At 60.7% G+C, this 13,556-nt stretch carries 15 protein-coding genes and 1 tRNA gene; 12 read left to right on the plus strand and 4 right to left on the minus strand.

Annotated features, from left to right (window positions below; translation table 11 throughout):
* The first annotated feature begins 106 nt into the window (after nt 1-106).
* Both ASE04_RS04870 and ilvC read left to right on the plus strand, forming a co-directional pair.
* Entirely contained in the window at nt 107-757 is a 651-nt protein-coding gene (locus tag ASE04_RS04870) for a TetR/AcrR family transcriptional regulator (protein WP_056812855.1), read from the plus strand.
* A 47-nt stretch (nt 758-804) separates the two neighbouring features.
* The gene (ilvC, locus tag ASE04_RS04875) at nt 805-1,824 is read left to right on the plus strand and encodes a ketol-acid reductoisomerase (protein ID WP_056812860.1); all 1,020 of its coding nucleotides are present in this window, start codon (nt 805-807) and stop codon (nt 1,822-1,824) included.
* Between the two features lie 72 nt (nt 1,825-1,896).
* Here the strand turns inward: ilvC and ASE04_RS04880 are convergent, their stop codons facing one another.
* Nucleotides 1,897-2,154, minus strand: coding sequence for a GlsB/YeaQ/YmgE family stress response membrane protein (locus ASE04_RS04880; RefSeq protein WP_056812863.1), 258 nt, complete (start codon nt 2,152-2,154; stop codon nt 1,897-1,899).
* 145 nt (nt 2,155-2,299) lie between these two features.
* Here ASE04_RS04880 and ASE04_RS04885 point away from each other — a divergent pair, with 145 nt between their 5' ends.
* Nucleotides 2,300-2,785 (plus strand): YidB family protein, encoded by a 486-nt coding sequence (locus tag ASE04_RS04885; RefSeq protein ID WP_056812865.1) that lies wholly within the window; start codon nt 2,300-2,302, stop codon nt 2,783-2,785.
* Nucleotides 2,786-2,990: 205 nt separating this feature from the next.
* On the plus strand, nt 2,991-4,211 hold the full coding sequence (locus ASE04_RS04890; protein WP_056812867.1) for an aminotransferase-like domain-containing protein: 1,221 nt from the start codon (nt 2,991-2,993) through the stop codon (nt 4,209-4,211).
* A gap of 27 nt (nt 4,212-4,238) precedes the next feature.
* On the opposite strand, the gene ASE04_RS04895 is transcribed toward ASE04_RS04890, so the two are convergent.
* On the minus strand, nt 4,239-5,297 hold the full coding sequence (locus tag ASE04_RS04895) for an aldo/keto reductase (protein ID WP_056812870.1): 1,059 nt from the start codon (nt 5,295-5,297) through the stop codon (nt 4,239-4,241).
* A 161-nt stretch (nt 5,298-5,458) separates the two neighbouring features.
* On the opposite strand from ASE04_RS04895, the gene ASE04_RS04900 reads away from it, so the two are divergent.
* From ASE04_RS04900 to ASE04_RS04930, 7 genes are all read left to right on the plus strand, one after another.
* Nucleotides 5,459-6,436 (plus strand): ABC transporter substrate-binding protein, encoded by a 978-nt coding sequence (locus ASE04_RS04900; RefSeq protein WP_056812873.1) that lies wholly within the window; start codon nt 5,459-5,461, stop codon nt 6,434-6,436.
* 18 nt (nt 6,437-6,454) lie between these two features.
* Nucleotides 6,455-8,149 (plus strand): ABC transporter permease, encoded by a 1,695-nt coding sequence (locus ASE04_RS04905; RefSeq protein ID WP_056812876.1) that lies wholly within the window; start codon nt 6,455-6,457, stop codon nt 8,147-8,149.
* Entirely contained in the window at nt 8,137-9,159 is a 1,023-nt protein-coding gene (locus ASE04_RS04910) for an ABC transporter ATP-binding protein (protein ID WP_056812879.1), read from the plus strand. Before ASE04_RS04905 ends, ASE04_RS04910 begins: the two co-directional genes overlap by 13 nt.
* 70 nt (nt 9,160-9,229) lie before the next feature.
* A complete protein-coding gene (locus ASE04_RS04915; protein WP_056812883.1) occupies nt 9,230-10,339 on the plus strand; it encodes an endonuclease/exonuclease/phosphatase family protein in 1,110 nt (369 codons plus the stop codon).
* Nucleotides 10,336-11,082: a DNA mismatch repair protein MutT gene (locus ASE04_RS04920; protein ID WP_056812886.1), complete on the plus strand. Its 747-nt coding sequence runs from the start codon at nt 10,336-10,338 to the stop codon at nt 11,080-11,082. The genes ASE04_RS04915 and ASE04_RS04920 overlap by 4 nt, the downstream gene beginning before the upstream one ends.
* A gap of 65 nt (nt 11,083-11,147) precedes the next feature.
* The gene (locus tag ASE04_RS04925; RefSeq protein WP_056812890.1) at nt 11,148-12,059 is read left to right on the plus strand and encodes a PhzF family phenazine biosynthesis protein; all 912 of its coding nucleotides are present in this window, start codon (nt 11,148-11,150) and stop codon (nt 12,057-12,059) included.
* A gap of 124 nt (nt 12,060-12,183) precedes the next feature.
* Nucleotides 12,184-12,259 (plus strand) — tRNA-Lys (locus ASE04_RS04930).
* A gap of 373 nt (nt 12,260-12,632) precedes the next feature.
* Here the strand turns inward: ASE04_RS04930 and ASE04_RS04935 are convergent.
* Both ASE04_RS04935 and ASE04_RS31125 read right to left on the minus strand, forming a co-directional pair.
* Nucleotides 12,633-12,818 (minus strand): hypothetical protein, encoded by a 186-nt coding sequence (locus tag ASE04_RS04935; protein ID WP_056812893.1) that lies wholly within the window; start codon nt 12,816-12,818, stop codon nt 12,633-12,635.
* Between the two features lie 63 nt (nt 12,819-12,881).
* Entirely contained in the window at nt 12,882-13,046 is a 165-nt protein-coding gene (locus ASE04_RS31125) for a hypothetical protein (RefSeq protein WP_200960679.1), read from the minus strand.
* 325 nt (nt 13,047-13,371) lie between these two features.
* Here ASE04_RS31125 and ASE04_RS04940 point away from each other — a divergent pair, with 325 nt between their 5' ends.
* Nucleotides 13,372-13,554: a hypothetical protein gene (locus tag ASE04_RS04940; RefSeq protein ID WP_056812897.1), complete on the plus strand. Its 183-nt coding sequence runs from the start codon at nt 13,372-13,374 to the stop codon at nt 13,552-13,554.
* The last annotated feature ends 2 nt before the right edge of the window (nt 13,555-13,556 follow it).

Below are 13,556 nucleotides of genomic sequence, written 5' to 3' on the forward strand. Positions count from 1 at the left end.
GCGCGGATGCGCTGAAATTTTGCTATGACGCCGCTTGACGTGCCGAGAGCTTTGCAGCATAAAGCCCGCGAACCGTACCGTACGGTACATATCGGGAGTGAGCAACGTGTCCGTCGAGAGTTTGGAGCCCAGCGAGTTTTCGCCGCGCCAGAACGCCGTTCTGGAACACGCGTTGCGTCTGCTCGTCGATGGCGGCGAAAAGGCGCTGACGACATCGGGCGTTGCCCGCGCTGCAAACTGCTCCAAGGAAAGCCTCTACAAGTGGTTTGGCGACCGTGACGGACTGCTGTCCGCGATGATCGCCTACCAGGCGAGCAAGGTGCGCACATTCGAGCGCAACGGCGAGCGGCTGACCTCGACGAGTCTTCACGACCACCTCGTCATCTTCTCCAGAGATCTGCTCGAGGTTCTCGCCGGCGACGTTTCCCTGGCGCTCAACCGTCTCGCCATCGGCCAGTCGCATCGCGACGGCTCCAAGCTTGGCAAGCTGCTTCTGGAGCGGGGTCGCCGTCAGATCGACCGCCGCGCCATGGGGCTGATCGACTCAGGAAAGCGCGCCGGTCTGCTGCGCTTTCATGATGCCGACGAGGCATATCATACGTTTTATGGCCTGATCGTCTCCGATCTGCATGTCCGCATGCTGCTCGGCGAGCCCGGCCTCAAGGATACCGCGCGTCAAGCGGAGAAGGCGGTTTCCGCCTTTCTGCGCCTGTATGGCACGGAGAAAGTATTGGCGGAGATGCCGCTCGTCGGCTGATCCCCACTTACAACAGTCACAGGACAAGCAAAGGGAAGGACATTCAAATGCGCGTCTATTACGATCGTGATGCAGATCTCAACCTCATCAAGTCGAAGAACGTCGTCATCGTCGGCTACGGTTCCCAGGGTCGCGCACACGCGCTGAACCTGAAGGACAGCGGCCATGCCAACGTCGTCATCGCGCTCAAGGCCGGTTCGCCGACCGTCAAGAAGGCTGAAGCCGACGGCTTCAAGGTCATGACCGTTGCCGATGCCGCCAAGTGGGGCGACCTCCTCATGATGGCAACGCCTGACGAACTTCAGGCCGACATCTACAAGGCTGACATCGCCGGCAACATCCGCGACGGCGCTGCAATTGCTTTCGCACACGGCCTCAACGTTCACTTCGGACTCATCGAGCCGAAGGCTTCGCTCGACGTCGTGATGATCGCGCCGAAGGGCCCGGGCCACACGGTTCGCGGCGAATACCAGAAGGGCGGCGGCGTTCCTTGCCTCGTTGCCGTTCACCAGAACGCTTCGGGCAACGCTCTTGAACTCGCTCTCTCCTACGCTTGCGGCGTCGGCGGCGGCCGTTCGGGCATCATCGAAACCAACTTCCGCGAAGAGTGCGAAACCGACCTCTTCGGCGAACAGGTCGTTCTCTGCGGCGGTCTCGTAGAGCTCATCCGCGCCGGCTTTGAAACGCTGACGGAAGCTGGCTACGCGCCTGAAATGGCCTACTTCGAGTGCCTGCACGAAGTGAAGCTCATCGTCGACCTGATCTATGAAGGCGGTATCGCCAACATGAACTACTCGATCTCGAACACGGCTGAGTGGGGCGAATACGTCACCGGCCCGCGTATCATCACGGCTGAAACCAAGGCTGAAATGAAGCGCGTCCTGCACGACATCCAGACCGGCAAGTTCACCTCGGATTGGATGCAGGAATACAAGGCTGGCGGCTCGCGCTTCAAGGGCATCCGCCGCATGAACGACAGCCACCAGATCGAAGAAGTCGGCGCCAAGCTGCGCGGCATGATGCCTTGGATCGGCAAGAACAAGCTGGTCGACAAGTCCGTCAACTAAGCGATTTCTGAACTGCGAATATCAGGCCGGGGCGAAAGCTCCGGCCTTTTTCGCTCCCGCGATCCGCGGAAATTAGATCGACCGGCGCCCGCTGACCGTGTGGTAGAGCCACAGCACGACTACCGCGCCGATGACGGCCACCACAAGGCTGTAGATATTAAACCCGGTGATCCCGGACGCGCCGAAAAAGCTGAAGATCACGCCGCCGACAATGGCGCCAACGATGCCGAGGACGATGTCCATCAGCATACCGGCGCCGCTCTTGTTGACGATCTTGCTACCAATAAAACCCGCAATCAATCCGAGTATGATCCAGCTGATAACAGACATCTTCTCTTCCCCTCCTTGATAGGTCGAATATTCGGACCATCTAAACTTCGAAGCTAAAGTGGCGATGCGGGAAATCAAGCCTCGGCACGGCCTTGCGGCACGCTTTTTACTCGTAATTTGCAGTAAAATCGAAAAGGAGGATGACATGGGAAACTTCGATGACGCTGTTCCCGGTGGGAGCATCTCGAAACCGATCATGATCGCGCTTGGGGCGCTTCTGGTCGGCAAGCTGCTCGGTGGCAAGAGCGCGCCCGAGGAAACACAGCAGCCCAACCAACCGGCCAATAGCGGTGCCGACGACGGCGGGTTGCTCGGCAATCTCGGTGGCCTTGCGGGTGGTCTGGGTGGTCTCGGCGGGTTGGGCGGGCTGCTCGGCAAACTGACGGAAGCCGGGCAGGGTTCGGTCGCCGATTCCTGGGTTAAGCCGGGCCAGAACGAACCGATCGCTCCTGGGAACCTGGAAAACGCCCTCGGCTCACAGACCATCAGCGATCTGGCGCGGCAAGCCGGAATCAGTGAGCAGGAACTGTTGACCCAACTCTCGAAGGTTCTGCCTGGCGTCGTCGACAAGCTGACGCCACAAGGGCAGATCCCGAACCAGGCGCAAATCGCCGCGCTGCTCCGCTCCTGAAAAGGCTTCTGAGCCAATCTGGATGTTGTCGATCCCGTTCTCGGAAGAGAGCGGGATCGCTTTTTTCACGACCGCTACCCTCGGTTTTTTGAGCGAGAAAGCGCCAAACGTGATCACGATTAGCAACCAAATAGGTCAGCAATGTTGACTTATTGTTTGTTGCGTGATCTGGTCGCCTGAAGACAAAAAATTACGAGGAAGCTCCATGTTGAATTGGGATAATATCTTTGCAACCCGTTCTTCGCGCATGCGTGCATCGGAAATCCGCGAGCTGCTGAAGCTGCTTGATCGGCCCGATATCATCTCTTTCGCGGGCGGCATTCCGGATCCGGCGCTGTTTCCCGACCAGGAATTCAAGGCGGCCTACGCAGATATCTTCAGCAGCACTGCCGTCAGCGCTGCTCTGCAATATTCCGTCAGTGAGGGCTACAAGCCGCTTCGCGAATGGCTGATCAAACAGATGGCCGCGCTCGGTATTCCCTGCGAGCTCGATAACGTCTTCATCGTGTCGGGATCGCAGCAGGGGTTGGACTATCTCGGCAAGCTGTTCCTGTCGCCTGGCGATACCGGGCTTGTCACCTGGCCGACCTATCTCGGCGCCCTGCAGGCCTTCAATGCCTACGAGCCGAACTACGACCAGCTGACGCCAAACGGCAATCGGACGCCGGAGTCCTACCGTGCACAGGCGGAAGCCGCCGGCGGCAAGGTGAAGTTTGCCTATCTCTCCGCCGACTTTTCCAACCCGACCGGCGAGACCGTCGATCAGGCAGGACGGGAAAAGGTTCTGGCGCTCGCCGATGAACTCGATATCGCCGTGATCGAGGACGGCGCCTACCAGTCGCTGCGCTACGACGGCACGCCGATTGCACCGATCCTGGCGACGGAAATCGCGAAGAAGGGCAACATCAACGACACTCGCACGATCTACTGCGGCAGTTTCTCGAAGACGCTGGCGCCGGGCCTGCGCGTCGGCTTCATCGTGGCCAACGCTCCCGTCATCCGCAAGCTGGTGCTGATGAAGCAGGCGGCCGACCTGCACTCCTCGACGATCAACCAGATGGCAATCTCGCACGTTGCCGAACGCGGGTTCGATGCTCAGGTCGCCAAGATCAAGTCTGTCTACAGCCGTCGCCGCGATGTCATGCTGGCGGCCCTCGAAAAATACATGCCTGCAGGAACAAGCTGGACGAAGCCGGAAGGCGGAATGTTCATATGGGTGACGCTGCCTGAAGGCATGGACGGCGCCGCGCTGCTAGCCAAGTCGCTGGAAACGGCAAAGGTTGCGTTCGTCCCCGGCAAGCCATTTTTCGCCGACGGCTCGGGAGCAAACACTTTCCGCGTTAGCTTCTCCTGCGCCAACGACCAATTGATCGAGGAGGGCATCAGCCGCCTCGGTGCACTGATCGAGAGCGAGATCGGCGGCTGATCAGGTCGCCGATCCCGTCGGAAATGACTACCGGTTGACGTGCGGGCCGAGCAGTTCCAGGTCGGCCTCGCTCAACCTGTCGCTGGCTGTGTTCAGCTGGTGCCAATAGGGGTAGAGGACGGGCGGCAGGCTGACTGCATCGAGGCGCTTGCGTTCGTCTTCCGTCAGCTTCAGATCGGCTGCGGCCAGATTGTCCTTGAACTGAGCTTCAGTGCGGCCGCCGATGATGACCGAGGTGATGGCTTTCCGGCCGATCAGCCAGGCAAGTGCCACCTGGGCTGCCGAGACGCCACGTTCGTCGGCGATCGCCACCAGCGTTTCCACGATATTCCACAGCCGGTTTTCGTCGCGGATCGGCGGCTCGGTCCAGCCGGCGAACTGGCGCGAGCCTTCCGGCGCGGCCTGGTTGCGGCGATGCTTGCCGGAGAGCAGGCCAGCTGCGAGCGGGCTCCAGACCAGCACGCCGAGTCCCTGGTCGATGCTAACAGGCAGCAACTCATATTCCGCATCACGCGCTTCGAGCGTGTAGTGGATCTGCTGGCTGATGAACCGCTCACGCTTTTCGCGCTCGCTGACCCCGAGCGCCTTCATGATGTGCCAGCCCGAGAAGTTCGAGCATCCGACATAGCGGACCTTGCCTTGACGGACGAGCGTGTCCAGCGCCTCCAGGGTTTCTTCGAGCGGCGTCTGCCCGTCCCACTCGTGAAGCTGGTAGAGGTCGATGACATCCGTCTTCATGCGCCGGAGGCTGGCTTCGCAGGCGCTGATCAGATGGTAGCGTGACGAGCCGACATTATTCGGGCCGTCTCCCATCGGGAAGCGTGCCTTGGTTGCGATCAGCACGCCGTTCTTGCGCGGTCCACCGATGATTTCACCCAGGATCTCCTCGCAGACTCCCTGCGAGTAGACGTCGGCGGTATCGATCAGGTTGACGCCGGCGTCGAGGCAGATGTCGACCAGCCTGCGCGCTTCGCTGACACCGAGATCGCCCACCATCTTGGCCCAGCCTTGGCCACCGAATGTCATCGTGCCCATCGTCACGGTCGAAATCTTCAGGCCAGAGCGGCCGAGAAGCCGATATTCCATATGCTTCCTCCAAAAATGCTTGAGTCAAAACGTGCGCTAGAAGATAGGGGCGGGCGGGGCGGGTCAAGGCATGATCGGTCATTGCCGGCGGGAAGCCGACTGTCACAATCATGTTATCCGTGGTGGCTAAGGAAACGGCTCTCCATCATCGAGGACCCATCATGAAGACGATCGTTTCCGCCGCCGCACTGCTCGCAGCCAGCTTGCTTGCAATCCCGGCATCCGCCGCCAATCTCGTTCTCTACACGAGCCAGCCGAACGAAGATGCGCAGGCGACCGTCGATGGCTTCATGGCCGCCAACCCCGACGTCAAGGTCGACTGGGTCCGTGACGGCACGCCGAAGATCATGGCAAAGCTGCAGGCCGAGATCGAAGCCGGTAATCCGGTTGCCGACGTTCTGCTGATTGCCGATACGGTGACGCTCGAGCGCCTGAAGGAAGCCGGCAAACTGCTCGCCTACAAGTCCCCGGAAGCTGCAAGCTACGACGCCTCGCTCTACGATGCGGACGGCTATTATTACTCGACGAAGCTCATCACCACAGGCATCGTCTACAACACGTCCGCCGCCTTCAAGCCGACCAGCTGGAAGGACCTGACCAAGGCCGAGGCCAAGGGTCTCGTGACCATGCCGAGCCCGCTGACGTCGGGTGCCGCCCTCATCCATACCCAGACGCTGGCCGGCGTCGAAGGCCTCGGCTGGGACTTCTACAAGGATCTCGCGGGCAATGGCGCAATTGCTGCTGGCGGCAACGGTGCTGTTCTCAAGTCGGTTGCCTCCGGCGAGAAGGCCTTCGGCATGGTCGTCGACTACATGCCGATCCGCGAGAAGGCCAAGGGCGCTCCGGTCGAGTTCGTGTTCCCGACGGAAGGCGTCTCGGCCGTGACCGAGCCGGTCGGTATTCTTGCCAGCTCCAAGAATGCCGACGCGGCGAAGAAGTTCGTCGACTACGTCCTCTCTGAAAAGGGCCAGGAAGGCTTCCTCAAGCTTGGTTACATCCCGGCTCGCAACGACATGAAGCTGCCGGAAGGTTTCCCGGCTCGCGACACCATCAAGGTGCTGCCGATCAACGCCGCCGAAGCGCTGAAGAACACCGATCAGGACCTCAAGACCTTCTCCGGTATCTACGGCTCGAACTAACAGGCCGCAGACAGCGATATGAATGGATATGTGCGCCCGGGAAACAGTCAGCCAGGCTGGCTGTTTCCTGCCGTTTTCGCGGTCGTCCTGCTCCTCAGCGTGATTCCGCTTGCGCGTCTCGCGGTCGCCGGAATTGCGGCTCTCGCGCGGGGCGGGGCGATGTCCGTGCTGGCCGATCCGGCACTTTGGTCGGCGACCTATTACACGCTGGTCACAGCTGTTCTCGGCACCGTCATTTCCTTGCTGATCGGATGCAGCTTCGCGTTTCTGCTCACGCTGACGAATATCGCCGGCAAAGGCATTGCCGGCTTTTGCTTCGTGCTGCCGATGATGATCCCGCCCCAGGTGACGGCGCTTGCCTGGGTGCAGATGTCGGGACCATCGAGTCCGCTGCTGAAGGCCCTGCATATCGCGCCGCCGCTCGGGACGCCGCAGCCGCTCTATTCGGTCGGCGGAATCGCTCTTCTCTATGGCGTCCAGCACGCGCCGCTGGTCTATCTTGCCCTGCGGGCGGGCCTGATGTCGCTGCCCCGCGACGGCGTCGAGGCCGCGCGGCTGTCTGGTGCTTCCAGTCTTCGGGTATTTCTCGACATCATCCTGCCGCTGTCGCTTCCAGGGATCATTGCGGGTGCCGCGATCTCCTTCGTGTCCTGCACCGGCAATTTCGGCATTCCAGCGATTCTCGGAATACCGGCGTCGATCTATACGCTACCGACGCTGATTTTCACCAAGTTCTCGGCCTTCACGAGCCGCACCTTCGGAGACGTCGCGCTGCTCTCCGCCATGATCGCTCTGATATCGATCGCCGGCCTTGCCGCTCAGGATCGTGCGCTCCGCGGGCGTGATTATCGCGTACTCGGTCTGTCGGGCGCTGCGGCGGCCTTTGATCTCGGCGGCTGGCGGTTTCTGGCGCTGCCGTTCATCTGGGTCGTGCTCTTCTTCATGCTTGCGGCGCCGTTCTTCGCGCTTCTGGCCGGCGCGCTCGTTCCGGCTTACGGCGTGCCGCTGACATTCAAGACGATGTCCTTTTCTGCCTTTTACGAAATCCTCTTTCGCCAGACGGTAACACGTACGGCCTTCGTAAATTCCATCTCCCTGGCGGCTGGCGCTGCGCTGTGTCTCCTGCCAGTGACCATTCTTGCCGCGACTGCGCTGACGCGGCGGCGTGACCTGATCGGGCGGTTCGTTTCCAGCGCCATCGAAATTCCCTATTCGCTGCCGGGCATCGTGATCGCGGTGTCCTTCATCCTGGTGTTTGCAGCGCCCCTGCCGTTCCTTCACGTGACCGTCTACGGGACGATCTGGATCATCTTCATCGCGTATCTTTCGAGCTTCTTCGCCGTCAGCTTGAAGCCTGTCGTCAGCGCGTTCCACCAGCTCGATCCGTCATTGGAGGAGGCGGCAAGGCTGTCGGGCGCCGGATTCTTCCGACGGCTTTTCGACATCATCGTGCCGCTGGTCGCGCCCGCCGCCGGAGCTTCGGTCATTCTCGTGTTTCTCATCGCCTGCAACGAGCTGACCATCTCGGCTCTTCTCTGGTCCGCCGGCACGCAGACGCTTGGTGTTGCTATCTACAATCTCGATGACAGCGGCAGTTCCGATCTTGCATCGGCGCTCTCCGTGCTTGTCGTCGTTATGGTCGTTTCCATGATGCTTGTTCTCGAATTGCTTGCAAAACGATTGCCGGCCGGAGTGATCCCGTGGCGAAGCTGATCCTCAATCGTCTGGCAAAGGACTTCGGCACCGGCCGTCCGGCCGTGAACGGCTTTTCGCTCGATGTTCGCGAAGGCGGCTTTCTAGCGTTGCTCGGGCCTTCCGGCTGCGGAAAAACGACGGTCCTGCGCATGGTCGCGGGGTTCGAGACGCCGACCGACGGCTCGATCCATCTTGGCGAGAGGCTGCTCGCGGACGCCGCGCAATCGCTGCCGCCGGAGCGGCGAAACATGGCGATGGTGTTTCAATCCTACGCGCTCTGGCCGCACATGAGCGTTGCCGACAATGTCGGCTATCCCCTGAAGGTGCGTGGCATCAAGGGCGATTCCTACCGCCGGAAGGTAGGCGAAGCGCTGGCAGCCGTCCGACTTGAAGCCTATGCCGACCGGCGTCCGGCCAACCTCTCCGGCGGCCAGCGTCAGCGCGTTGCACTGGCGCGCTGCCTGGTGACGTCGCCCGATGTCGTTTTGCTCGACGAACCGCTCGCCAATCTCGACCGGCACCTGAAGCAGGAGATGGAAGAGACGTTTCGCGAGTTCCATCAGAGGTCCGGCGCGACGATGATCTATGTCACGCACGACCAGAGCGAGGCGATGGCGCTGGCGACCGACGTTGCCGTCATGTCGGAGGGCAAGCTGCTGCAGGTGGCGGCCCCGGCGGAGATTTACGCGCGGCCGGAGGGCCGCATCGTCGGCGGATTGATCGGGCGCGGCGCCATCCTGTCCGTCAATTGCGCGATGGAGGGGAGCCGGCAGCTTACCTGGGATCGGATCGCTCCGCTTCTGGCCGGCGCCGATGGTTTGCCGGCTGAGATCCTTGTCCGTCAGGAAGACGTGAGGATCGGCGCGGAAGGGGTGCCGGCGAGGGTCGTGTCGTCCCTTTACGAGGGGGAGCGTTACGCAGTGAAGCTCGCGCTCGCGGATGGCCAGATTGTCAGGGCTTTCAGTCGCGTGCCCGTCAGTGTCGGCGAGAGCATGAATGTCGTTATCCGCAGTGCCTGGCGCCTGTGATTGCGTCAACGGGCTTTTCCGGCGCGATTTTCGCCACTACTAATGGTGCCCGATCAACCGGAAATGTCTGATGTCGCTTCGTATTGCCACCTTCAATGTCGAGAACCTCATGACGCGTTTCGACTTCACCGGCTTTCGCAATCAGCTGCGTCAGGATCGTGTCATCAAGCTCTTCGACGTAAAGAGCGAAGGCGTCTACCAGCAGCTTGAACAGGCTCGCGTCATCGCATCGACAGACGATACGCGCCAGATGACGGCCCTGGCGGTCGCCGATGCCGATGCCGACATCCTCTGCCTGCAGGAGGTCGACAACATGGAGGCCCTGCAGGCGTTCGAATACAACTATCTGTTTCGCATGGTCGGCAATGGATACCGGCAGAAATATCTCGTCGAAGGAAACGATAGCAGGGGCATAGATGTCGCGGTCCTGATGCGCGAGGAGACGCGGGACGGGCGCAAGATCGAGCTCAAGGAGATCAAGAGCCACGCGATGCTGACATATCGCGACCTCGGGCTTTTCAACGATGAGCTGGTGCGAACGAACCGTATCGACGACAAGATCTTCAAGCGTGACTGCCTCGAACTCGATCTTCTGATCGGCGGCGTGCCGCTGTCGCTCTTTGTCGTGCACCTCAAATCGATGGATGGGCCACGGGTCGATGGCGTCGACAGCCGGCACGGCACCATGCCGGTGCGTCGCGGGGAAACCGAAGCAGTGCGACGTATCATCGAGGATCGCTTTGTAGGCGAGGCCTCCGACCAGCGTTTCGTCATTTGCGGCGACATGAACGATTATCAGGAACGCGTGGACGTCATCGGGCGACGCCGGACCGGCTATCGCTTCGAATACCGGCAGGAAACGGAAAGCGCGCTCGACGTCTTCAGCCGAGACGGCTTCGCCGAAAACGTCGTTCGGCGGCGGGACCCCCTCGATCGATGGACGCTCTATCACGCGCGCGGCCCTGAAGAACAATGGCTATGCCAGCTCGACTACCTCTGGCTCTCGCCGTTCCTTGCGAATCGCAACGCCGGACGATTGCCTGAGATCATCCGGCGTGGACAGCCTTTCCGCACCGTCTTTCCGCCGGGGCAGGAGGTCGAGCGCTATCCGCGCACAGGTTGGGACCGGCCGAAGGCATCCGACCACTGCCCTGTCGTCATGGAGATCGATCTGGTATGACCTTGCATTATTCCGAGGACTTCATTGGCTGGCCCGAAGAGCGGGTGGTGTTTCCACTTGCAAATCTCGAACTGCGCGTGCTGCCGGGGGATCATCCGTTCTATCTGGCGGAACGCGATGCCATCGCCGAAAACTGGACGAAGGAAGTCGCCGCCAATCCAGCGCTCTTCGATGGTCGCATGCTTTTTCAGAAGCGCCTGGAGCTGCGGGACGGCAAGCTGCTTGGCGAGAGCCACATCGTTCCATTCTCGACCTTCATGTGGTGGCGCCGGCAGGAGAAGCGGCACGGAGGCGTCCATCTCTTCGCCTATCCGGTGCTTGCAACGTCGGATAATGCTCTCGTTGCGATCCGCATGGGTGCGCATACGGCCAATCCCGGTCAGGTCTATTTTGCCGCCGGCTCGTTCGAGCCCGAGGATGTCGTTGACGGACACTGCGACGTTGAGGCGAACATGCGCCGGGAAGTGCTTGAGGAGACCGGCTTCGATCTTTCGGACGCGCAAGCGGATGACGGTTATTTCGCGGTTCGCAACAGGCGGGTGGTGACGCTGCTCAAGGTGTTCCGCTTCGACCTTACCGCCGATGAGGTGATCGAGAAGATCGAGGCGCACATGCTTGTCGCCGACGACAAGGAAATCGCCGGCGCGGTGGCCATCCGGTCGGCGGACCCGAAGGCCCAGCCGTACAATATCGCCATGCTGCCGGTGATCGAATGGTACTTCGGCCAGAAGGTGAATAGGTAACGCCTTGCGCTTGATCTCGTGCTCGGGCAGTTTGACGGCACGAGGATCGATACGAGGAGGCCGATGTGGCGCGCAGCTACAGCGTCTATGACGTGTTCACCGACCGCAAGCTGGCAGGCAATCCGCTGGCAGTCATCTTCGACGGAGACGACCTGAGCGATGAAGCCATGCAGGCTATCGCCAAGGAGATCAACCTTTCGGAAACGGTCTTCGTCCGCCAGTCCGACAATCCCGCCTATACAGCCCGGATCCGGATCTTCACGCCAGGGCGCGAGCTTCCGTTTGCCGGACATCCGACCGTCGGGACGGCGATCGCGCTTGCCGAGCGGGCGCAGGCCGGCACGCCTCTCGATAGCGTCTGCGTTCTGGAAGAAAACATCGGCCCCGTCAGATGTGCGGTGAAGCTCAGCGCCGAGGGCGCAAGTTTTGCGGAATTCGACCTGCCGCGCAAATCGCAGCAGATCAACATGCCGCTCGACAAGATCGGGATTGCGCAAGCGCTGTCGCTGAAGCAGACCGAGATCGGCTTCGAGAATCATGTTCCGTCGCTTTGGACCGCGGGGGTCGCCTTCCTGTTGATCCCGGTGCACGACGTCGGCGCCGTTCAGCGCATGGAATTCGATCCGCAGCTATGGGAGGCGACGGTGCCCTTCGTCGATGGGGCGCTGGCTTCCGCCTACATCTACTGTCGGGGCGGCGTGAACCACGTAGCGAAGTTTCATGCGCGCATGTTTGCGAGCGGCATGGGGATCGTCGAGGATCCGGCGACGGGTTCGGCGGCCGCCGCACTGTCCGGTGCCATCCACCATTTCGACAGGCTGACGGATGGCCACCACGGCGTTCTCATAGAGCAGGGCGTGGAGATGGGCCGGCCGTCGTTTATTCACCTGCACATGGATATCGAAGGCGGGGCGATCGCAAATGCCCGGATTGGCGGGCAAGCGGTGCGTCTGGCGAGCGGTACATTGGACCTTTGATTTCATTGCATTTCAGCCATGCACAAAAAATCTCGCATTGGCGAAAGAATTTTCGGAAGGGCGCTAGACAAGCCGAACGATCCTGTTTATACGCCCTCTCACACCACGCAAACACAGCGCGGACGGGTGATTAGCTCAGTTGGTAGAGCAGCTGACTCTTAATCAGCGGGTCGTAGGTTCGAGCCCTACATCACCCACCAAACTTTTCCTTTTGTTGCCAAGGGGTTGAGTTATCTTAATAAAAGATCACATCAACGCTAAAAGATCACAATGGGATCACGTAGCCCCCAAAAAGATCAAATGCAATCGCGTTGACACGCCCTGTTTTTCCCAGCCAGTTGGTCGTGGATAGCGTGCTGCCGAAAGCGCTCCAACCGCGTCTCTCGGTAGCTAGTCATCTCTAAGTTCAAAGCCGAGGAACGTAATCTCGGGTGCGGTGCTCGAAGAGCAGCTCGGGGGCTCGATCACCCGTGAATGGCGTGACGAAGGCCTGCGCCTGATCGTCGAATTGCCGTCCCTCGACCGCGTCGGCCGCAGTCTCAAATCGAATCCCTGAACCACGCTGCCCGCGAGCTACCTCAGTGCATGTTCGATCCGCTCAACATTGTGCGCGGGAACTTCGTCGCCGCGCTCGGCCGCTGCGATCTCGGCGATCGTCAGGCCGGTCGTGATAGCAAGGTTCTCCAGGCTGGAACCCTTGGCAAGTCGACCTTTATGCAAGGCGTTAGACGCCTCGAAGTTCTTCGATACGTGATCCATTGAATTCTCCGATTTTTGAAATTGCGTTCTTGCGCAAGGAATCTCCCTCCACAATCCCGCTGTTTACTTGTGCGGCCTCGCTGCGAGCCTGAGCTTACGCAGCCTCTCCGTCTTCTCTTCACGCCGGCGACGCTCGTCATCGACCGCTTCCTGCGCGATAGTGTTCGTGCGCTCGACCGCGGCCGCGCGCTGGCCGACGGTCAAGGTTCGTTTGATCCTTGAAACCATGATATCCATCTATCTGAGTGGTCCGGGATATATGGGAATTTGCACGCGGTCTCACAACGCATGGCTGTCCTTCGCGGGACGCGTAGATCGCCCTATTGAAGCGCCCGGCACCCGTCATCATCTAATGTCCACACCCGTATCGATGACAGCAAAGGCGACACCCCTCTCCGTCGCGCGGCGGTCGTCCGGGATGGACGAGGGCGCTCCCTGTAACCGGGTCGAGCGCCCTTAGTGTTTCTGTGCGTCACCAAGATTGCCCCGCACTGGGGTGAACGATCCACGGCAGGCAGCGTTGTACGAGCAGACCATCAGAAGGAGATTTACGATGGGCACGAATGATACGAACGCAACTCCCGAACAACGCCGCCCGGCGGACGTTCACCCGACGCCCTCGAACCCAGAACCCGCCGACGATGAATCCATGGCACCGACCTTCGTCCAGCCGGCAGGCAAGAAGGACGAGAGCGAACAGCCGATAGTGAACCCGGTGACAGGCGCGCCGATGTAGGA

Source organism: Rhizobium sp. Root708, from assembly GCF_001429725.1.
In the GTDB taxonomy this organism is placed as follows: domain Bacteria; phylum Pseudomonadota; class Alphaproteobacteria; order Rhizobiales; family Rhizobiaceae; genus Rhizobium.

Coding starts and splice junctions, on each gene's coding strand:
- ASE04_RS04895 (WP_056812870.1), bottom strand. CDS start 5,297: ATGGAATATCGGCTTCTCGGCCGCTCTGGCCTGAAGATTTCGACCGTG.
- ASE04_RS04940 (WP_056812897.1), top strand. CDS start 13,372: ATGGGCACGAATGATACGAACGCAACTCCCGAACAACGCCGCCCGGCG.
- ASE04_RS04920 (WP_056812886.1), top strand. CDS start 10,336: ATGACCTTGCATTATTCCGAGGACTTCATTGGCTGGCCCGAAGAGCGG.
- ASE04_RS31125 (WP_200960679.1), bottom strand. CDS start 13,046: ATGGTTTCAAGGATCAAACGAACCTTGACCGTCGGCCAGCGCGCGGCC.
- ASE04_RS04880 (WP_056812863.1), bottom strand. CDS start 2,154: ATGTCTGTTATCAGCTGGATCATACTCGGATTGATTGCGGGTTTTATT.
- ASE04_RS04900 (WP_056812873.1), top strand. CDS start 5,459: ATGAAGACGATCGTTTCCGCCGCCGCACTGCTCGCAGCCAGCTTGCTT.
- ASE04_RS04890 (WP_056812867.1), top strand. CDS start 2,991: ATGTTGAATTGGGATAATATCTTTGCAACCCGTTCTTCGCGCATGCGT.
- ASE04_RS04905 (WP_056812876.1), top strand. CDS start 6,455: ATGAATGGATATGTGCGCCCGGGAAACAGTCAGCCAGGCTGGCTGTTT.
- ASE04_RS04885 (WP_056812865.1), top strand. CDS start 2,300: ATGGGAAACTTCGATGACGCTGTTCCCGGTGGGAGCATCTCGAAACCG.
- ilvC (WP_056812860.1), top strand. CDS start 805: ATGCGCGTCTATTACGATCGTGATGCAGATCTCAACCTCATCAAGTCG.
- ASE04_RS04935 (WP_056812893.1), bottom strand. CDS start 12,818: ATGGATCACGTATCGAAGAACTTCGAGGCGTCTAACGCCTTGCATAAA.
- ASE04_RS04915 (WP_056812883.1), top strand. CDS start 9,230: ATGTCGCTTCGTATTGCCACCTTCAATGTCGAGAACCTCATGACGCGT.